The organism is Brachybacterium sp. HMSC06H03 (genome assembly GCF_001807385.1).
Lineage (GTDB): Bacteria > Actinomycetota > Actinomycetes > Actinomycetales > Dermabacteraceae > Brachybacterium > Brachybacterium conglomeratum.
Map to the genome: position 1 here is coordinate 1 of NZ_KV788729.1, position 18105 is coordinate 18105.

17 protein-coding genes are annotated in these 18105 nt (G+C 67.8%); 12 read left to right on the plus strand and 5 right to left on the minus strand.

Translation table 11 applies throughout. The annotated features are described in order from the left end of the window. The first annotated feature begins 411 nt into the window (after nucleotides 1-411). The 3 genes from HMPREF3159_RS05850 to HMPREF3159_RS05860 are packed head-to-tail and all read left to right on the plus strand — an operon-like array spanning nucleotide 412 to nucleotide 3932. Nucleotides 412-1377 (plus strand): substrate-binding domain-containing protein, encoded by a 966-nt coding sequence (locus HMPREF3159_RS05850; protein WP_083305815.1) that lies wholly within the window; start codon nucleotides 412-414, stop codon nucleotides 1375-1377. A gap of 30 nt (nucleotides 1378-1407) precedes the next feature. Next, nucleotides 1408-2925, plus strand: coding sequence for a sugar ABC transporter ATP-binding protein (locus HMPREF3159_RS05855; protein ID WP_070500093.1), 1518 nt, complete (start codon nucleotides 1408-1410; stop codon nucleotides 2923-2925). Continuing rightward, complete coding sequence (locus tag HMPREF3159_RS05860) at nucleotides 2922-3932, plus strand: ABC transporter permease subunit (RefSeq protein WP_210388839.1); 1011 nt, start codon at nucleotides 2922-2924, stop codon at nucleotides 3930-3932. Before HMPREF3159_RS05855 ends, HMPREF3159_RS05860 begins: the two co-directional genes overlap by 4 nt. A gap of 64 nt (nucleotides 3933-3996) precedes the next feature. Here the strand turns inward: HMPREF3159_RS05860 and HMPREF3159_RS05865 are convergent, their stop codons facing one another. Both HMPREF3159_RS05865 and HMPREF3159_RS05870 read right to left on the minus strand, forming a co-directional pair. Beyond that, on the minus strand, nucleotides 3997-4995 hold the full coding sequence (locus tag HMPREF3159_RS05865; RefSeq protein WP_070500094.1) for a LacI family DNA-binding transcriptional regulator: 999 nt from the start codon (nucleotides 4993-4995) through the stop codon (nucleotides 3997-3999). 107 nt (nucleotides 4996-5102) lie between these two features. Continuing rightward, nucleotides 5103-6116, minus strand: a complete 1014-nt coding sequence (locus tag HMPREF3159_RS05870; RefSeq protein WP_070500095.1) for a carbohydrate kinase family protein — start codon at nucleotides 6114-6116, stop codon at nucleotides 5103-5105. Between the two features lie 206 nt (nucleotides 6117-6322). Between HMPREF3159_RS05870 and HMPREF3159_RS05875 the strand changes: the two genes are divergently transcribed. From HMPREF3159_RS05875 to HMPREF3159_RS05890, 4 genes are all read left to right on the plus strand, one after another. After that, nucleotides 6323-7168, plus strand: a complete 846-nt coding sequence (locus HMPREF3159_RS05875; RefSeq protein ID WP_070500096.1) for a class I fructose-bisphosphate aldolase — start codon at nucleotides 6323-6325, stop codon at nucleotides 7166-7168. After that, nucleotides 7165-8313: a Gfo/Idh/MocA family protein gene (locus HMPREF3159_RS05880; RefSeq protein ID WP_070500097.1), complete on the plus strand. Its 1149-nt coding sequence runs from the start codon at nucleotides 7165-7167 to the stop codon at nucleotides 8311-8313. The genes HMPREF3159_RS05875 and HMPREF3159_RS05880 overlap by 4 nt, the downstream gene beginning before the upstream one ends. Further along, nucleotides 8310-9326 (plus strand): class I mannose-6-phosphate isomerase, encoded by a 1017-nt coding sequence (locus tag HMPREF3159_RS05885; RefSeq protein WP_070500098.1) that lies wholly within the window; start codon nucleotides 8310-8312, stop codon nucleotides 9324-9326. Before HMPREF3159_RS05880 ends, HMPREF3159_RS05885 begins: the two co-directional genes overlap by 4 nt. A 180-nt stretch (nucleotides 9327-9506) precedes the next feature. Next, nucleotides 9507-9827: a nucleotide pyrophosphohydrolase gene (locus HMPREF3159_RS05890; protein ID WP_070500099.1), complete on the plus strand. Its 321-nt coding sequence runs from the start codon at nucleotides 9507-9509 to the stop codon at nucleotides 9825-9827. Nucleotides 9828-10145: 318 nt separating this feature from the next. Here the strand turns inward: HMPREF3159_RS05890 and HMPREF3159_RS18180 are convergent, their stop codons facing one another. The 3 genes from HMPREF3159_RS18180 to HMPREF3159_RS05900 form a co-directional block, all read right to left on the minus strand. Continuing rightward, nucleotides 10146-10316 (minus strand): hypothetical protein, encoded by a 171-nt coding sequence (locus HMPREF3159_RS18180; protein ID WP_210388840.1) that lies wholly within the window; start codon nucleotides 10314-10316, stop codon nucleotides 10146-10148. Between the two features lie 142 nt (nucleotides 10317-10458). Beyond that, the gene (locus HMPREF3159_RS18185) at nucleotides 10459-11019 is read right to left on the minus strand and encodes a DUF4839 domain-containing protein (protein ID WP_083305821.1); all 561 of its coding nucleotides are present in this window, start codon (nucleotides 11017-11019) and stop codon (nucleotides 10459-10461) included. 349 nt (nucleotides 11020-11368) lie between these two features. Beyond that, complete coding sequence (locus HMPREF3159_RS05900; RefSeq protein WP_070500100.1) at nucleotides 11369-12541, minus strand: ROK family transcriptional regulator; 1173 nt, start codon at nucleotides 12539-12541, stop codon at nucleotides 11369-11371. Nucleotides 12542-12730: 189 nt separating this feature from the next. Here HMPREF3159_RS05900 and HMPREF3159_RS05905 point away from each other — a divergent pair, with 189 nt between their 5' ends. From HMPREF3159_RS05905 to HMPREF3159_RS05925, 5 genes are read left to right on the plus strand one after another with little or no spacing between them, the layout of a single operon-like run. Next, a complete protein-coding gene (locus tag HMPREF3159_RS05905; RefSeq protein WP_083305819.1) occupies nucleotides 12731-13747 on the plus strand; it encodes a Gfo/Idh/MocA family protein in 1017 nt (338 codons plus the stop codon). Nucleotides 13748-13761: 14 nt separating this feature from the next. Then, nucleotides 13762-15117: an extracellular solute-binding protein gene (locus tag HMPREF3159_RS05910; protein ID WP_070500101.1), complete on the plus strand. Its 1356-nt coding sequence runs from the start codon at nucleotides 13762-13764 to the stop codon at nucleotides 15115-15117. 4 nt (nucleotides 15118-15121) lie between these two features. Next, nucleotides 15122-16036 (plus strand): carbohydrate ABC transporter permease, encoded by a 915-nt coding sequence (locus tag HMPREF3159_RS05915; protein ID WP_070500102.1) that lies wholly within the window; start codon nucleotides 15122-15124, stop codon nucleotides 16034-16036. Continuing rightward, nucleotides 16033-16923, plus strand: coding sequence for a carbohydrate ABC transporter permease (locus HMPREF3159_RS05920; RefSeq protein WP_083305820.1), 891 nt, complete (start codon nucleotides 16033-16035; stop codon nucleotides 16921-16923). Before HMPREF3159_RS05915 ends, HMPREF3159_RS05920 begins: the two co-directional genes overlap by 4 nt. Continuing rightward, nucleotides 16923-17996, plus strand: coding sequence for an ABC transporter ATP-binding protein (locus HMPREF3159_RS05925; RefSeq protein ID WP_070500103.1), 1074 nt, complete (start codon nucleotides 16923-16925; stop codon nucleotides 17994-17996). The genes HMPREF3159_RS05920 and HMPREF3159_RS05925 overlap by 1 nt, the downstream gene beginning before the upstream one ends. Nucleotides 17997-18105: the final 109 nt, after the last annotated feature.

Sequence of the window (18105 nt, forward strand, 5' to 3'; positions counted from 1 at the left end):
CAAAAGCCACCACTCAAAGGGACTTGACCAATGCCAACGGCGTCGACGGAGGCCTGCTGCCGAGGTCAGGCGCATTCCTGGACGGTGGGTAGTGCACCGGAGAGTCACCGGCTGGACCGTATGGAGGCAGAGCTACGTCATCACCTGCGCCGGCCAGGCGGCGCACCCTTTCGAACAGGGAACTGCGCAGGTCAGCGGACCTATGTCCGAATTGTATGGGCGGGAGCTGACAGATGCTCAGGAATTGACCACTGGGCTGAGCCGACGGAGTCGAGTCACCTCATCCGACACCATCCGACGGCCAGGACATGTGCCCTAGACAACGTTGTCGCGCGGGTGGTAGCGTCCACGCCACGCCGATCTGGTGTGCGCGCTCCAACGGTGGAGCGCGCTTCCCACAAGGAGGTAGGGATGATGAAGCGCAGGTTGTTCGCCGCCGGTGCCGCGGTCTCGTTGTTGGCAGGTCTCGTCGCCTGCTCGGACGGTAAGAGTGCAGTGGAGGGCGGTGCAGCGGGAGGCGGTGACGGGGAGGTCAAGTCCGTCGGCCTCATGCTCCAGGACATCTCGAACCCGTTCTTCGCGTCGATGCAGAACTCTCTGCAGGAGACGGCCGAGGCCGAGGGCATCCAGCTCAACGTGCAGGACGGCCGCCAGGACCTCTCGGTCCAGAGCAGCCAGATCGACACCTTCATCCAGCAGGGCGTCGACCTGATCATCATCAACGCCGTCGACTCCGAGGGCATCGGCTCCGCCGTCCAGCGCGCGAAGGACGCGGGCATCACCGTGGTCGCCGTCGACGTGGACGCCACCAACGCGGACGCCGCAGTCACCACGGACAACGTGCTGGCCGGGACGATGGCATGCACCGCGCTCGCCGAGAAGATCGGCGGCGAGGGGAACATCCTCATCCTCGAAGGCACCCCGACGACGGCTCCGCGTGAGAGGGTCGAGGGCTGCGAGGAGGTGCTCGCCTCGGACTTCCCGGACATCACCGTGGTCGGGAAGCAGGCGACCACGAACGATCGCGCCACCGGGCTCTCCGTCGCCACCGACCTGCTCACAGCAAACCCGGACGTGCAGGGGATCTTCGGGATGAACGATCCCGTCGCGCTCGGCGCGGACCTCGCCCTGCAGCAGGCGAAGCGGGACGGCGTCGTTGTGGTCGGTGTGGACGGGTCGCCCGAGGCGGTTGAGGCGATGACCGGCGGGGACACCAGCCTTTGGGCCACTCCCGCCCAGGATCCCGCGGGCATGGTGGACGAGGCCTACCGGATCGGTGTGGACATCGCCGCGGGCAACGAGCCCGAGGAGCGTGTGACGTTGCTGGATCCCAGCCTCGTGACGATCGACACCGTCGGAGAGTACGAGGGTTGGTGAGCCCCAGCAGGCTGAGAGCGGAGCGGATCCATGACATTGGAAGCTTCTGACACCGCCCTGCTGCGCGTGGACTCCATCTCCAAGGCCTTCGGCGCCACCCAGGCGCTGAAGAACGTCAGCTTCGACGTACGCCCTGGAGAGGTCCACGCGCTCATGGGCGAGAACGGCGCCGGCAAGTCCACCCTGATGAAGATCATCTCGGGGATCCACCAGCCCGACGGCGGGGAGATCTACGTCAACGGCGAGCCCGCCGGATTCGACGGGCCGCGCGAGGCACAGGCCGCGGGCATTGCGATCATCCACCAGGAGCTGAACGTCATCCCCGAGATGACCGTGGCGGAGAACCTGGTCGTCGGCCGCGAGCCCACGAACCGGTTCGGGGTCCTGGACCGCAAACGAATGCGCGCGGACGCCGCCGAGAAGCTCGCCCGCGTGCACGCGGAGATCTCCCCGACCGCGCTGATGGGCAGCCTCAGCGTGGGGATGCAGCAGATGGTGGAGATCGCTCGCGCGGTCGCCGAGGATGCCCGCGTCCTCGTCCTGGATGAGCCAACGGCCGCGCTCTCGCGCTCGGAGAGCGACCGGCTGTTCGAGCTGATCCGTTCGATGCGGGCCGATGGCATGGGGCTGGTCTACATCAGCCACCGCATGGAGGAGGTCTGGGAGCTATCCGACCGGATCACCGTCTTCCGGGATGGGGCGCTCGTGACGACCGTGGACCGTGGTGAGCTCACGCCGTCCCAGGTCGTCAACAGGATGGTCGGCCGGGACGTCGACGATCTCTACGTCCGCTCCGATCGGGAAGTGGGCGAGACCGTCCTCTCGGTGCGCGGGCTCACCGACGGCCGGAAGGTCGGTCCCGCCGATCTCACCGTCCGCGCGGGAGAGATCGTCGGGATGGTCGGGCTGATCGGTGCCGGACGGACCGAGTTCGCACGGATGATCTACGGCGCCGATCGACGGGCGGCGGGCGACATCCGGATCGGCGAGAAGTCCTTCTCGCCGAGCAGTCCGACGAAGTCGATCCGACGAGGCATCAGCCTCCTGCCGGAGAGTCGCAAGGCGCAGGCGCTATTCCTCGAGATGTCCGTCGCGGACAACGAGTCGGTCTCGGTGCTGGATAAGTTCTCCCGGATCGGCGTCATCTTACGGAAGACGCTGCACCGCAACGTCAAGTCCACCGCTGACCGGCTGAACGTCAAGACCAGCTCCCTGGCCGCTCCGATATCGAGCCTATCGGGCGGCAATCAGCAGAAGGTCGTGCTGGGCAGGGCGCTGCTCCAGGGACCGGACGTCATCATCCTCGATGAGCCCACACGGGGTGTGGACATCGGGGCGAAGAACGAGATCTACCGGATCATCGACGAGCTCGCCCGCTCCGGGAAGGCCGTCGTGCTGATCTCCTCGGATCTCCCGGAGGCCCTGGGTATCTCGGATCGGCTCGTCGTGATGAGGCAGGGACAGATCGTCGCCGAGCTGGACGCGCGAAGCGCCACGGAGGAGCTCGTCATGGCCCACGCCACGGGCGTGTACGGAACGGAAGAATGATGGATACGAACTCAATTGCTCCTGCACTGCCGACCGATGCCGCGATCCCCCGGAAGCAAAGGGTGGCCCGGCAGGTCGTCCTGTGGTGGGACCGCGTCGGCATCTTCGCGGTGCTGATCCTCCTGATCGTGCTCATGGCCGTCGTGGCCGACAACTTCTTCACAGTGAGCAACGGGCTCAACGTCGCCCGCACCGCGTCGATCAACGCGATCCTCGCCGCCGGCATGACGCTGGTCATCCTCACCGCCGGCATCGATCTGTCGGTCGGTTCGATCCTGGCCATCGCGGGCGTCTCCAGCGTCATGCTGCACACCGCCGGGGCACCGATGATCATCGCGGTGCTAGGCGGGATCGCGGTGGGCGCGCTGGCCGGGTTCATCAACGGCGGGCTGGTCGCCTGGCTCGCGTTGCCCGCCTTCATCGTGACACTTGGGTCGATGACCTATCTACGCGGCACCTCATACGCACTGCTGGGCGGGATGCCGCTGACCGCGAACGATCTCAGCTTCTCGATCCTGGGAAACGGTTATGTTGCGGGGATCCCGACCCCCGTGGTGCTGATGCTCGCCGTCTACGCCTCATTCTGGTTCCTCCTCGAACGCACCCGGTTCGGCCGGCAGGTGTACGCCGTGGGCGGCAACCCGGAGGCCGCTCGCCTCGCGGGGATCAACGTGAAGTCGGTGCTCGTGCGCGTCTACATGATCGCGGGGGCGACCGCCGGCCTCGCGGGGATCATCTTCTCCGCACGGGTCCTGAGTGCTCAGCCGACGGCGGGCGAGTCCTACGAGCTCGACGCGATCGCCGCCGTGGTCCTCGGCGGGACCTCGCTGGCCGGCGGCAGGGGAAGGATCATGGGCACCCTCATCGGGGCGCTGATCCTCGGCGTGCTGACCAACGGTCTGGTGCTGATGAACGTGCCGTTCTTCTACCAGCTCGTCATCAAGGGGCTCGTGATCGTTTTCGCCATCGCCCTGGACAGTTTCCGGAGGCTCGGCCAGAAGCAGTGAGGCCCGGACCTTCCTGCCCTCGGAGGTCCGCCCCCTTTCGCCGGCTCGGCGAGAGGGGCGGACCTCATACGTCGGCAGAGGGGCCGAGGGGCCGTACCTCACGCACGGAGGCCGGCAGTACCGCGCGGCGGGTCTCGGTGCCGCCTCGAGTGATGCGCTGGAAGAGGGCGTTCGCGGCGATGTGCCCCAGCTCGAAGCCGTCGGTCTCGACCAACACCACGGGCAGGGGCAGCAGCTCGACGTCTTTCTCCGTCCCGAACGCGGCGACGAGTACGTCCTGCCGGCCGCGGGTGAGGAGCTCGCGGACACAGCCGAACAGGATCTCGCTACTGCCGCAGAGGATCGCCGTCGGCGGGTTCGGCGAGTCCAACAGGTGCCCGACGGTCTCGGCGGCGACATCGCGGGTCATGATCCCTGCGATGCGCGGGGCCTGGGAGCGCAGATGCCCCGCGCGCCGGAGCGCGGCGTCCACCCCGAGGTGCCGCCCACGCATGGTCGGAATCGTCATGCTGCTGTAGAGGTGGGCGATGCGTCGGTGCCCGTGCGCGATGAGCGTGGACATCGCCTTGTCCGCGCCGTCGACGTCGTCGTGGACGACGGCGTCCTCCCCCGGTACGTCACGGTCGACGAAGAGACGGGGAATCCCGCGGAACGTCGCGGACGCGAGGGCGCTGTAGTCCCCGCCGGTGGCCATGACGAGGAGCCCGTCGATCCCCCGTCGCGCCAGCTCCTCCGCGACGAGGAGGTCCTCCCCGCTCGACTCGGACTCCTCCGTGCTCGCGGTGATCACCTGGGCGGAGTGTCGGCGCGCCACGGTGGAGATCCCGGCGAAGATGTCTGCACTGTGCACGCGGGAGAGGTCCTTCGCGATGAAGCCGATCGTGCGCGGAGAGGTGCCCGACTTCAAGTGGGAGGCTAGGTAGTTCGGCCGATACCCGAGCTCCTCGATCGCCTCGCGGACCCGCTGGGCCATCTCGGGATTGACCGTCGCCACCCCGTTGGTGACCCGGGAGACTGTTTTGATGCTGACCCCGGCCGCTCGAGCGACGTCGGTGATGGTCACTCTGCGCGACGAGCTCGGTGCCGGCAAACGACTCCCCTTCCTCCGCACACTCGCGGCCCCGGCCGCGAGCTCCCGATCTGGTGATCGCGTGATCGTATCCCGGCACGTCACACGGAGGAGGCCGCAGCGAGTTCCTCCGCCGTCACCTCCCGCTGCTGGATCCACCGCTGGGCGACGGTGGTCGCGAAATCACCCGTCGCCGTCGGTGAGAGACCGGCAGCGAGCCCGTAGAGCAGCCCGGCGGTCGCCGCGTCGCCGGCGCCGTTGGTGGTGGCGATCTCGTCGCACTCCTTGGCCGGGACGAACACGGTGACGTCGGCCCATTCCGTCCCGAGGCTCTGGAGGACACGGCCGCCCTGGGTGAGTCGTTCCGCGCCTGCGGTGCGGAGCAGGAGCCCGTCCTCGCCAGCGGAGACCATCACGACCGCGACACCCTTGGCGATGAGCTCATCGGCGAGGGCGATCAGGTCCTGCTCTGAGGTGACCGGTCCGCTCTCCAGGGCGGAGGTCAGGTCGTCGACGCTGGGCGACATCACGTCGACCTCCGTCAGGGCGCGGTCGAGAATACCGTGCCAGTCCAGGCGGCCGATCGCGGAGTCGGGGTCGACCACAGCGAGGTCCAGCGAGGTCGTGACCCCCTCGCCGCGGGCGCGGCGCATCACGTTCTCCAGCGGGGCACCGCCTTCCGTCAGCAGCCCGGGGACCAGCGAGGGATACCCCACGTGGAGGAGGTCAGTCCCGTCGGTCTCGACGAACCTCCCGTCGAAGCTCCGGTTTGCGCCCGTGTGATGCCAGAAGGTGCGGTTCATCCCGGCCGGCTCGATGACGACCGAGTAGGAGGTGTGGGCTTCCGGGCTTCGGAGGATCCCCTCTGTCCGCAGGCCCATCCTCTCCACCTCCCGCAGGACGATTTCCCCGAAGTCGTCCTCTCCGATGGCGCCCCAGAGCTTCGGGGCGAGCCCGAGCCCGGTGAGCGCGGCGCCGACATTGACGATGCAGCCGCCGGGCCGCGAGGCCATCCCTCCGATGTCGTAGAGGTTCCCGGGCAGCATGCCGATGCCGAGGGGAAGTGCGGGAGTCAGGTCCAGGCAGATATGCCCGGCGACGGCGACGTTGTACAAGAGGCTCTCCTTTGTGCGTCTCGGTCCCCCATGATCCGCCCGCGCCCTGAGCGGCGCCACGAAGAGGACGGACCCATTCTAGACAACGTTGTCTCGCATCGCTAGCATCGTCACCACCGGAGGGCGACCGAACCGCCGGGACCGTCGGGAGAGCGTGCTTCCGCAGGACGGACACGCCTCCCCACCGCGAAGCGAGGAGTGGACACATGGACGTGTACAGGCTGAACCGATTCTTCAATCCGGCCTCAGGGCGAGTGCTCGATGTGGCGATCGACCACGGGTTCTTTGGCGAGAGGAGCTTCCTCGACGGCACGGAGAACATCACCCACGCGATCGACGTGCTCGTCGACGCCGCGCCCGACGCGATCCAGCTGACCCCTGGGCAGGGCCGCCTCCTCCAGCAGCGCCCGGGCAAGGACAAGCCCGCCTTCGTGATGCGCACCGACATCGCCAACGTGTACGGCGTCCCGCTGGACGAGCACCTCTACAGCCACCACTTCGAGGACGCCGTCGAGCGCGCCGTGCGGCTCGATGCCGCCGTGGTCGTCGCGAACCTGATGCAGCTCCCGGGGCGGCCCGAGATCCGCGAGGCGAACATCCGCAGCATCATGGCGCTCAAGAGCACCTCCGAGCGCTACGGCATGCCCCTCATGATCGAGCCGCTCGTCATGCGGGACAACTCGGAGAACGGCGCCTACCAGGTCGACGGCGACGTCGCGAAGATCGAAACCCTAGTCCGCCAGGCCGTCGAGCTCGGGGCTGACCTGATCAAGGCCGACTTCAGCTCGAACGCGGAGGACTACCACCGCGTCATCGAGATGGCCGGCGACATCCCCGTCCTGGTCCGCGGCGGGGGGCGCACCTCCGACAGGAAGCTCCTGGAGCGGACCCGGGTCGTGCTCGAGCAGGGCGCGAAGGGGCTCGTGTACGGCCGGAACATCGTCCAGCACCGCGACCCGGCCGGGATCACCCGTGCCCTCATGGCGATGCTGCACGAGGACGCCGACGTCGAGACCGCACTGTCGATGATCGACACGGGAGAGCAGGCATGACGCAGGAGGTGAAGATCGGGATCGTCGGCGCGGGCCTCATGGGCCGCGAGATCGCCAGCGCGATCCAGCGCTGGCCCGCCCTCGTCGACCATCCGGCCACCCCCCGGGTGACCGCCGTGTGCGACATCAACCCCGCAGCCCTGGACTGGTTCCGCCAGCTGCCCTCGATCGAGCTGCTGACCACCGACGTCCAGGAGCTGTACGCCTCGGACATCGACGTGCTCTACATCGCCGTGCGCCACGACCTCCACGCAGAGATGTACAGCGCCGCGCTCGATGCGGGCAAGGACCTCCTCGCGGAGAAGCCCTTCGGCATCAATTCCGAGGCCGCGCAGCAGATCGCGCAGAGCCTCGCCCGCAATCCGGGGCGCTTCGTGCGCTGCTCGAGCGAGATGCCGTTCTTCCCCGGTGCCCAGATGGCGATCGACATCGTCCGCTCCGGCCGCCTCGGCACGATCATCGAGGCGGAGAGCCACTTCTGGCACTCCAGCGACTTCGACCCGGGGAAGCCGATCAACTGGAAGCGTCAGGCGAAGTTCTGCGGTGCCGCCGGGGTCATGAACGATCTCGGCCTGCACGCCCTCCACGTCCCGCTCCGGCTCGGCTGGGCGCCCCGGAGCCTCCTCGCCTGCCTGCAGGACCTCGTCCCCGAGCGGCCCGACGGCGAGGGCGGGCGGGCGCTCTGCGACACCTACGAGAACGCCCATCTGTGGCAGACGATCGACTCCGACGACGGCGCGTTCCCCCTCACGGTGACGATGAAGCGCATTGCCCCCGGGGAGAAGAACACCTGGAGCTTCCGCGCCATCGGGATGGAGGGCGGGGTCGAGTTCTCCACGAAGAACCCGAAGGAGGTGCGCCTCATGACCGTCCAGGCTCTCCCCGGCGGCTCGACGGAGCAGGCGTGGTCCTCGCTCGAAGCGGGCTCGCAGTCGGTGTGGCCGACGGTGACTGGCGGGATCTTCGAGACCGGATTCTCCGACGCGATCCTCCAGATGTGGGCGGCTTTCCTCGCCGAACGCGTCGGCGAGCTGGGTGATCGCTTCGGATGCGTTACCCCGCAGGAGGCGCTGGCCACCCATGCGATCTACGACGCGGCGCAGCAGTCCCATCGCAGCGCGGCCGTCGCTCCGGTGACGCTGTGAGACCCGGGCGAGGAGGCACAGGAGTACAACCGATCGCACTGGGCAGCAACCAGCCGAAGGACCGCTTCTACCGGGGAGGAGCGCGCATCGCGGACTTCCGCGGCGAGGAGCGCGGCGAGGAATTCCAGCCCGAGGACTGGGTCGCCTCATGCACCGAGGTCGCCGGTGAGCCCGGCGTCGGGCTGACCCGCCTCCCGGACGGGCGCTTGCTCCGGGAGGCGATCGCGGAGTCCCCGCAGGAGTGGTTGGGGCCGGACCACTTTGCGGTGTTCGGGACCTCCACGGAGCTGCTCACCAAGCTCCTCGACGCCGGCGAGCGTCTCCCAGTGCACGTACACCCCGATGACGCTTTCGCGAAGGAGTGCCTGGGAGGTCATCACGGGAAGGCCGAGGCCTGGCTCTTCTTGACGGACTCCTCCGCCCATCTCGGCCTGGTCCCGGGCACGACGCTGGACGAGATACACCGCATGATCGCCGAGGGCGACTCTGAGACCGCGGTGGAGCGGATGCACCGGATCGAGGTGCGCGCGGGTGACGTCGTCTACTGTCCGCCCGGGCTGCCCCACGCCATCGGCGAGGGATCCTTCCTGGTGGAGATCCAACAGCCCTCCGACCTGTCCGTCTTCCTGGAGTGGAAGAGCTTCCCGCTGCCCGGGGGCGCCGGCGGGCACCTCGGCGTAAGCGACGCTCAGGCGGCCGGGATCGTGCGGGGCGGGATGGAGGCCGGCGATGTCGACGCGCTGAGGACCGCCGACCATAAGACCCACGGCGATCTCCTCCACGGCGCCGAGGCGCCTTTCCGGCTCGAGCGGCTCGGCGGCAGGGACCCTGTGGAGCAGGGGTACAGCGTGCTCTTCTGCGTCGCGGGCAGCGGAGCGCTGACCACCTCCGGCAACGAGCCACTCCGCCTGTCGGCAGGATCGACGATTCTGATCCCGTGGGCCGCCGGCAAGGGATCACTCCTGGGCGATGACAGGTTTGAGGTGGTGATCGCTCGGCCACCGCTGCCGTGACGTGCTCCGCGACGAGAAGGCAGGCGGGCGCTCTGCGCTGTGCAGTGCGAGCATTCCCGGTCGATTGCGCCGCAATGCTACTGCGCCCGTGAGGGCGGACGGCTTGCCGAATCGGAGTTCTCGTCGCGGAGCCTGGCGTTGTGACCGCACGCATCCAAGAGCCATTGCTAGCGTAAGGCCATGACCAGCGACTCCGTGATGGACACCCTTCGAGCGTTCGCCGCCGAGCGTGACTGCCACCAGTTCCACACGCCGGAGAATCTCGCGAAGTCGATCTCGATCGAGGCCGCGGAGCTCCTGGAGTGCTTCCAGTGGGGTTCTGACGCGGACAGGGACGAAGTGGCCGGTGAGCTCGCCGACGTCCTCACCTATGCACTCCATCTCGCAGATCAGTTGGACCTTGACCCTGAAGAGATTGTCCGCGCGAAGCTCGAGCGCACGCGGGTGAAGTATCCGGTCGAGAAGGCGAAGGGACGGAGCACGAAGTATGACCGCCTTTGAGATCGAGGAGCTCCGCTTCACCCCGGAATCGGTCGAGGAGACCAGGGTGCGACTCCCCCGCTTCTCCAACTGGCCGGTGGTGTACCTCATCGAGGACGGCCGAGACATCTACGTCGGCGAGACGGGTAGCGCGGACCGACGGATGCGTCAGCATCTCAAGTCCGAGCAGAAGCGGCATCTCAAGGAGGTCCGCATCGTCTTCGACGAACGGTTCAACGGCTCCGCCTGCCTAGATCTCGAGTCCCTCCTGATCCGTCTGCTCGGCGGCCACGGGAAGTACGAGGTGCTGAACCGGAACGAGGGCATCACCAACCAGGACTACTTCCAGCGCAGCGAGTACAACGACACCTTCAAGGAGATCTTCGAGGAGCTCCGCAGCCGCGGATACTTCGAGCGGTCGATCCCGGAGATCGAGAACTCGGACCTCTTCAAGCTCTCGCCGTACAAAGCGCTGAACACCGAGCAGGGCATCGCGGTGCTGGACATCATGGAGGGGCTCGTCGAGGACCTCCGCCATCCGGAGGTGCGCACGATCGCGGCGATCCAGGGCGATCCCGGGACCGGCAAGACGATCGTCGGCATCTACCTCATGAAGCTCATGCGCGATCTCGCCAGCCGCGGCTGCAGACTCCTAACTCACGGCAGTCTCGATCGGTTCGAGCAGCAGCAGACAGGAGCTGGTCTCGTACTCGGCGACCTGCGCAGTGACGTGAAGGTTCGTTCCCACGCCGAGGGAGTCCGGTGCGCCGTCTGCAAGATGCAGATCGTGAGTGGTGTTCACGTCGCGGAACTGGAACATGGGTCCGGGGGACTCGGTCTCACTGAAGTCGCCAGCGCTGAGGAGAATGTCGTATCGGGTCAATGCTCCGTCATGAGGAGTCATTGCTCCGATGCCGGCGTCGAAGCTGATCGTTCGCCCCTCGTACTCCGTGGCGAACTCTGCGATGGAGCTGTCGCAGTAGTCTGTGAGCCCTAGGATCCCGCGTAGCTCAGCACTGTTGTCAGTCGTGAGCACGTCCGATGCGGAGTCCGCGGTCTCACCGGGGGAATCGTCAACGGGTTTCGTGCTCCCTCCCTCCTGTTCGTCCGTCGCGGATGCAGAGCGCGATGTCGCCGCCTCTGTTGCGGACGCGGGCTCCTGGTCGCCGTTCTCCGTCGCCACCCCTATTCCGATGACGATGGCGAGCACCATGGCGGCGGAACCGCCCAGGAGTCCGTAGAGAAGCGCGCGAGACTTGGGCTTCGGGCGGCGGAAGAGCAGTTCTGTATGCAGCTTTCCCGGAGAACGGGAGACGAACTCCCAGCCCTAACCCTCCCACTTCGAGATAGTTCGACTCTCGAGCCCGCGGACTGCTCGCACGGTCTTCGTCTCGAACGCGATCGAGTCATCGGTCATTTCTGTCCCTGTCTGGTCTCCGGCGTGGTTGCGCACCACTCGAGGCGAGAATATGGGACCGAGGACCAGACCTTCTCAACCCGCCGCCCGTTGGCGTGGAGGGATCGCTCCCCCGCGGCAGCGCCCATGCCTTCGTCGCATACGCTCACCGATCCACGTCCAGCGAGAACGCCGCCGACAGCAGCAACCCCGCCGCCCCCAGCAGCGTCGAGCGATCATCATCCGCCACCGCAGTGACCAGCGGCAGCGTACGTCGTCGGTTGAGCATCCCGTCGAGCTCCTCGGCGAGGATCTGCTCGGCTCGCCGCCCGCCGAGGCCGACGTCGCCGTGGACGAGATACCGCTGCAGGCCCAGCAGCTGCTCCAGGTCGGCGATGCCCTGGGCGATGTTCCGTAGGTACCTGCGCAGCAGCCTCTCGGCTGCGGGGACAGTCTCCGCCCGTGCGACCAGCGCGGCGCAGGTCATCTCCCACGCGTCGTCGAGGCCCGCGCGCTCCGCCTCGCGGCGCAGCCAGGGCAGGGTCGCCACCGTCTCCCAGCAGCCGATTCTGCCGCACACACAGCGCTCCCCATCGGCGTCCACGACCATGTGGCCGACCTCGCCGCCGGCACCGCGGTCTCCTCTCAGCACGCGGCCGTGGTGAACCATGCCGACGCCCAGCACCTCGCCGGTGTGGAGTGAGACGAAGCTTGCCAGCTCACGCCCCTCTCCGAACCAGAGGTCCCCGATGGCCTGGACGCGGGGATGGTGGTCGACCACCACGGGCACGCCGAGCATCTCGCCGAGCCGGGGGCCGATCTGCGCACCGGTGAAGCCCGGAGCCCGGTAGATCTCGAGGATCACCCCGGCCTCGGTATCGACCATGCCGGCCGCGGCGACACCGATGCCCATCAGCCCCGTCCCGGCGAAGAAGTCCCCGCAGGCGGCGAGCACGCCGTCGACCACGTCCTCGCGCTCGAGCGGAGCTCGGGTCTCGCGGACGACCTCGCCGTCCATGCGCAGCACGGCACAGTGCACGCCGTCCCCGGAGATGTACGCCCCGCCGAGCAAGACGGCGTCGCTGAACCACAGGGGCCGTGCAGGCTTCCCGGCGCGGCCTCCCCCTCGTCGGGAGGCCCGGTCGGCCGGCTCCTGCTCGACGAGCAGACCGGCGTCGAACAGGGGCTGGACGATGGTGGTGACGGTGGCCCTGCTGACGCCCAGCGCGGCGGCGAGCTGCGCCCGGCTCTGGGGGCCGTCGCGGTGCAGGATCCTGATCAGTCGGGAGCGGTTAGCCGCACCGAGATCGGCAGCGGTGAGCACGGAAGCGTCACTCATCTCGGCTCCCCTCCCCCTGGCACGTGCACCATCGCCTGGCACGAGGCCCCATTCCATCATTCGCCGCTCCTCCCCAAGCGCTTCGGTCACGATCGCGTCTCACCACGAGAACGGTCTGGACGGGACCGGTCATAGTTTGTAGTGTCCTCCAACATATTCGATGGACCGAGTACACAGGAGTACCACCAGATGGGGAATCCTCGCATCGCGATCATCGGCGGCGGCATCCGCGGCCGGATCTTCGCCGAGACCACGCACCATCACGTGAGCGCAGAGCTGGTCGCGATCTGCGAGCCGAACCCCACCCGCGCCGCCGAGCTCGGCGGGGAGCTCGCGGTGCCGACCTTCGAGTCGATCGACGCCCTGCTCGCCAGCGGCGCCGAGCTTGACGCCGTCGTCGTCGCGACACCCGACTTCGCCCACGAGGTGCCCGCCGTCGTCGCGCTCGAGGCCGGGCTGGACCTGCTGGTGGAGAAGCCGCTGGCCACCACCTCCCAGGAGGCGCAAAGGATCATCGCCGCCGCCGAGCGCGGCGGCGGCCGCATCGTCGTCGGTTTCGAGAACCGCTGGAACCCGCTGTTCCGCGCCGTGCGCGATCAACTGAAGGAGGGCGACGGCACCCTCGTGTCCCAGCGCGCCCTGCTCCAGGACACGATCCACGTGCCCACCGAGATGCTCGGCTGGGCCGCGCTGTCGAGCCCGGCGTGGTTCCTCATGCCGCACTCGCTAGACATGGCGACCTGGCTGTCCGGGGCGGTGCCCGTCGAGGTGTTCGCGCGAGGGGTCCGGCGCGTGCTGCCCGCCGCCGGTGTGGACACCTGGGACCGGGTCTCGGCGAGCTTCGCGATGTCCGACGGGTCGATCCTCGACCTCGACAGCGGCTGGGTGCAGCCGCTGGGCAAGCCCTCGGTGTTCGAGTTCCGATTCGAGGTCGAGACCTCGCAGGACGCATTCGTCCTCGACATCGACGCCACCGGCGCCCGTCGCGCCACCGCCGAGCGCACCACCGCCGTCGGCTCCCCGGGCCATGACCACCGCGGCCGCCCGGCGGGCGTCGCCGCGGACATGATGCGCGACTTCCTCGACGCCGTCGGCGGCGCTGACCTCGACCTCCCCGGTGCCGCGCACGGCCTGCTGATCACCCGCGCCATCGAAGCCGTCCACCGGTCATTGGAGACCGGTGCCGTCCAACCGATCACCTCCTGAAGGGAACGATCCAGATGTCACGCACCACCCGTACGACCACCCGCCGCAGCGTTCTGGGAGCCGGGGCCGCCGTCGGCGCACTCGGCCTCGCCTCCTGCGTCCCTCCGGACTCTGATCGTGCCGCCGGGACCGGCGGCGGCGAGGGCGAGGACTCCTCCGGAGACGCTCTGGCGCCTGACGACTCCTCTCTCGAGGGCGCGGAGATCTCGATCCTTGACGACAACACCAACCTGGTGTTCAAGGAGGGGCTCATCGAGCAGTTCCAGGAGGAGACCGGCATCGTGGTGAAGAACTACGAGATGGCCAACTTCAACGATCTGCACGACCGCTTCGCCACCGCCTTCGCCGCCCAGGACGCCTCGATCGACGTGGTCATGACCTGGGCCGGCTGGTCCGCGGAGTTCGGCCAGGCGGGTTGGTTGCAGGAGCTCGCCCCCGAGGCGATCCCCGAAGACCTCATCCGCCCGGCACTGGATGCCGTCTCCTGGGACTCGAAGGTCTACGGCCTGCCGAAGTTCGCGAGCGTCCAGACCATGTTCTGGAACAAGGAGCACTACGCCGCGGCGGGCCTGGATCCCGACTCAGTCCCCGAGAACTGGGACGAATTCGTCGAAGCCGCCAAGGCCACCACCGTCGACGGCCGCTACGGCTACTGTTGCGACATCGGCAACCCTGCCGGGGCGTACCAGAACTTCCTGCGCTCTCTGTTGCTGGCCGGCGGCGAGCTGTACGAGGCGGACTGGACCCCGCAGCTCGACAGCGAGGCCGGCGTCGAGGGGCTGACAAAGATGGTCGAGCTGCTGCACCTGCACAAGGTGATGGACCCGGCCTCTCTTCAGATCACCAACGCCTCGGACCTCATCGAGGTGTTCTCCCAGGGCCGCCCCTCCGCGGTGTTCAACTGGCCCTTCCAGTGGGCCTCGGCCACCGCCGAGGGTGCCGTGACGTCGGCGGAGACCACCGGGAACGGGCTGATCCCGGGGATCACCGTCCGCTCGGCCTCGATCGACGGCTCCGAGGGCTACGCGATCAGCAGCTTCTCCCAGAACAAGCAGGCCGCGCTGAAGTGGCTGCAGTTCGCCTCCGGCGCCACCGCGCAGAAGGAGATCGTGGAGAAGGAGGGCTGGTTCCCCGTCTCCCAGGCGACCCTCGAGGACCCGGCGACGCTCGAGGCCCTGCCGGTGGTGGCGACCTACGAGCAGGCCACCGAGTACGCCGTGGAGCGCTACGGCACCCCGTGGTCGAACGAGTTGGACCAGCTCCTGTCGGTGCAGGTCTTCCGGGCGATGAACCAGGAGGCCGAGCCGGCCGAGGCGCTGAAGGCCGCGCAGGAGGAGCTCCTCCCGATCGTCGACAGGTACATGGGCTGAACGCATGACGCGACGCAAGCTCACGGCCGGGGAGCGCGGGGACCGCAGGTTCGCGGTCCTCGCGGCCTCCCCCGCCGTCCTCACCATCGGAGCGTTGTTCATCTACCCGCTGCTGTACGCGGTGATGCTCTCGCTCTACCAGATGAACGACAAGATGCCCGGGGACACGCAGTTCGTGGGGCTGTGGAACTACGCGCAGCTCGCGACCGACGGCAACTTCCGCGAGGCCATGGTGCGCACCTTCGTGTTCTCGCTGTTCACCGTGTTCGGCGGTGTCGCTCTCGCCGTCGGCATCGCGAGGCTGCTGCAGCACCCGTTCCGCGGGAGGAACATCGCTCGGGTCCTGCTGCTGGTGCCGTGGGCGGTGCCACCCGTCGTCAACGGCATCATGTGGAAGCTGGTCTTCGACGGGACCTACGGGGTCGCGAACGCCGCACTGACGGGCATCGGGATCGTCGACGGCCCAGTCCAGTGGCTCGCTGATCCCCAGCTCATCATGGGCGTCCTCATCTTCTCCGAGGTCTGGAAGCTCACGCCCTTCCTGGCGTTGATGACCATCGCCTCGATGCAGGCGATCCCGTCGAACATCTACCGCGCCGCGGCGATCGACGGCGCCGGCGGATGGGCCCAGTTCTGGAGGGTCACCCTGCCGAACCTCCGCGGCACGCTCATGTTCCTGTTCATCGTGCAGTCGATGTGGTCGATCAAGGTTTTCGACACCATCTACGTGCTCACCGGCGGCTCGGGCGGCCCGGCGGAGGCGACGACCACCATCAACTTCCTCGCCTACCTCACCACCTTCAGCTACCTGGACCGCGGCTACGGCGCCGCAATGTCGATCACCATCATGGGCCTGGTCATCGTGGTGACGATCTTCTGGATCCTGGTGCTGGGCCGACGGAAGGACAAGGCCTCATGACCGCCGCCACGACTGCCCGCCCCGCGCGGGCCCCACGCTCGGCGAGGGCTGCCGGCCCCCGTCGGCGCGGGCTGGCCGGGACCGTGTTCCACCGCGCGCTGGTGGTGCTGCTGATCCTCTACCTGACCGTCCCCTTCGCATGGATGGTGGTCTACAGCGTCTTCCCGGCGAGCAACCTGCGCTCCGAGCGCATGGACTTCTCCCCCGGCGACCTCACGCTCAGCAGCTACGCCTCCCTGCTCTCGGACAGCTCGTTCCTGACCCCGATCCGCAACTCACTGATCGTCGCCGCGGCGACGACGCTCATCTGCATGGCGCTCGGTTCGCTGTGCGCCTACGTCTTCGCCCGGTTCCGCTTCCGCGGTCAGCAGACCCTGCTCCTGGGCATGATGGCGGTGCAGGCGATCCCCGCCGTCGTGCTCGCCGTTCCGCTGTTCGTCCTGCTCCGCGCCTTCGGTCTCTACGACTCGCTGCTCGGCATGATCCTCACCTACACGGCGTTCATCCTGCCGCTGGTGATCTGGATGATGGTCAGCTTCTTCGAGTCCATCCCGGTCAACCTCGAGAAGGCTGCTCGGGTCGACGGCTGCACGCGCCTGGGCATCGTGCGGCGAGTGGTGCTGCCGTTGTCCGGCCCGGGCATCGCCGCCACCTCGATCTTCGCGTTCATCACCGCATGGAGCGATTTCTTCCTCGCGAAGGTCCTCACCTCGAACAACACCCCGCTTCTCCCTGTCCGCACCGCGGCCTTCCAGGGTCTCTTCGCGATGGACTACACGGCGGCCGCGACCGCCGGTGTGATCACCGCACTACCTGTCCTGGTGCTGGCGCTCGTGGCGCAGAAGTGGATCGTCCAAGGAATCACCGAAGGAGCCGTGAAGGGCTGATGGCCGAGATCCAGCTGCAGGGAGTCAGCAAGAAGTACTCCCCCAAGGACGACCGCTACGCGGTCGAGCACCTGACCTACACCATCCCGGACGGCAGCTTCGTCTCGCTGCTGGGACCGTCCGGGTGCGGCAAGTCCACCACCCTCAACATGATCGCCGGTCTCGAGTCCGTCACGGACGGATCGATCGTGGTCGACGGTCGGGCGGTCGAGGACCTCGAGCCCCACAAGCGCGATCTTGCCTTCGTGTTCCAGGACTATGCGCTGTACCCGCATCTCTCGGTCGCGGACAACATCGCCTTCGGGCTGAAGATGCGCAGGATGCCCAAAGCGGAGATCGAGCAGCGGGTCCTCGAGGCGGCGACGAAGCTCGAGCTGGAGAAGCACCTGGGGCGCAGGCCCAAGGCACTTTCCGGCGGTCAGCGTCAGCGAGTCGCGCTCGCGCGGGCGATCGCCCGGCGCCCCGGCGTGCTGCTCTTCGACGAGCCTCTGTCGAATCTCGATGCGCTGCTTCGCGACAAGACCCGGGCCGAGCTCAAGATCCTGCACGCGGACATAGGCGCGACCAGCGTCTACGTCACACACGACCAGGAGGAGGCGATGAGCCTGTCGGACTACATCGCGGTGATGAGCGCCGGCCACCTCGAGCAGTACGGCACCCCGACCGAGATCTACCGGACACCGGCGACGGAGTTCGTGGCCGGGTTCGTCGGCAAGCCCCGGATGAACATCTTCGACGCAGCGGTCATCGGCCCGCACCGCGTCCGTCTCGAGGGCACCTCGCTCGATGTGGACGTCCCCGAGGCGGACCTCGGTGAGCGCACGACTGTGCGTCTGGGACTGCGTCCAACGGAGTGCACGCTCGTCCCCGGCACGGAGGACGCCCACGACGGAACGATCCTCGTGGTCGAACCGCTCGGCAACGCCACCGACATCATGCTGCGGATCGGTGACGGGGTGTTCATCGTGCGTGAGCCGGGGTTCTCCTCGCTCAGCCCGGGAGACCTGGTGAGCTTGGAAGCGCGTGGTGCGGAGCCGCATGTCTTCGACATGGAGTCTCGCGTGCGGCTGTGACAAGCGCGCTCTCAGCACGTCAACTGTGCCGAAGCAGTCGTTCAGCGACACCCGGGAGCACAACGCCGCCCGAATTGTCGGTCAAGTCCCTTTGAGTGGTGGCTTTTGG

Coding starts and splice junctions, on each gene's coding strand:
- HMPREF3159_RS05890 (WP_070500099.1), top strand. CDS start 9,507: ATGACCAGCGACTCCGTGATGGACACCCTTCGAGCGTTCGCCGCCGAG.
- HMPREF3159_RS05925 (WP_070500103.1), top strand. CDS start 16,923: ATGGCCGAGATCCAGCTGCAGGGAGTCAGCAAGAAGTACTCCCCCAAG.
- HMPREF3159_RS05875 (WP_070500096.1), top strand. CDS start 6,323: ATGGACGTGTACAGGCTGAACCGATTCTTCAATCCGGCCTCAGGGCGA.
- HMPREF3159_RS05860 (WP_210388839.1), top strand. CDS start 2,922: ATGATGGATACGAACTCAATTGCTCCTGCACTGCCGACCGATGCCGCG.
- HMPREF3159_RS05880 (WP_070500097.1), top strand. CDS start 7,165: ATGACGCAGGAGGTGAAGATCGGGATCGTCGGCGCGGGCCTCATGGGC.
- HMPREF3159_RS05920 (WP_083305820.1), top strand. CDS start 16,033: ATGACCGCCGCCACGACTGCCCGCCCCGCGCGGGCCCCACGCTCGGCG.
- HMPREF3159_RS05915 (WP_070500102.1), top strand. CDS start 15,122: ATGACGCGACGCAAGCTCACGGCCGGGGAGCGCGGGGACCGCAGGTTC.
- HMPREF3159_RS05855 (WP_070500093.1), top strand. CDS start 1,408: ATGACATTGGAAGCTTCTGACACCGCCCTGCTGCGCGTGGACTCCATC.
- HMPREF3159_RS05905 (WP_083305819.1), top strand. CDS start 12,731: ATGGGGAATCCTCGCATCGCGATCATCGGCGGCGGCATCCGCGGCCGG.
- HMPREF3159_RS18180 (WP_210388840.1), bottom strand. CDS start 10,316: ATGATGTCCAGCACCGCGATGCCCTGCTCGGTGTTCAGCGCTTTGTAC.
- HMPREF3159_RS18185 (WP_083305821.1), bottom strand. CDS start 11,019: ATGGTGCTCGCCATCGTCATCGGAATAGGGGTGGCGACGGAGAACGGC.
- HMPREF3159_RS05900 (WP_070500100.1), bottom strand. CDS start 12,541: ATGAGTGACGCTTCCGTGCTCACCGCTGCCGATCTCGGTGCGGCTAAC.
- HMPREF3159_RS05910 (WP_070500101.1), top strand. CDS start 13,762: ATGTCACGCACCACCCGTACGACCACCCGCCGCAGCGTTCTGGGAGCC.
- HMPREF3159_RS05850 (WP_083305815.1), top strand. CDS start 412: ATGATGAAGCGCAGGTTGTTCGCCGCCGGTGCCGCGGTCTCGTTGTTG.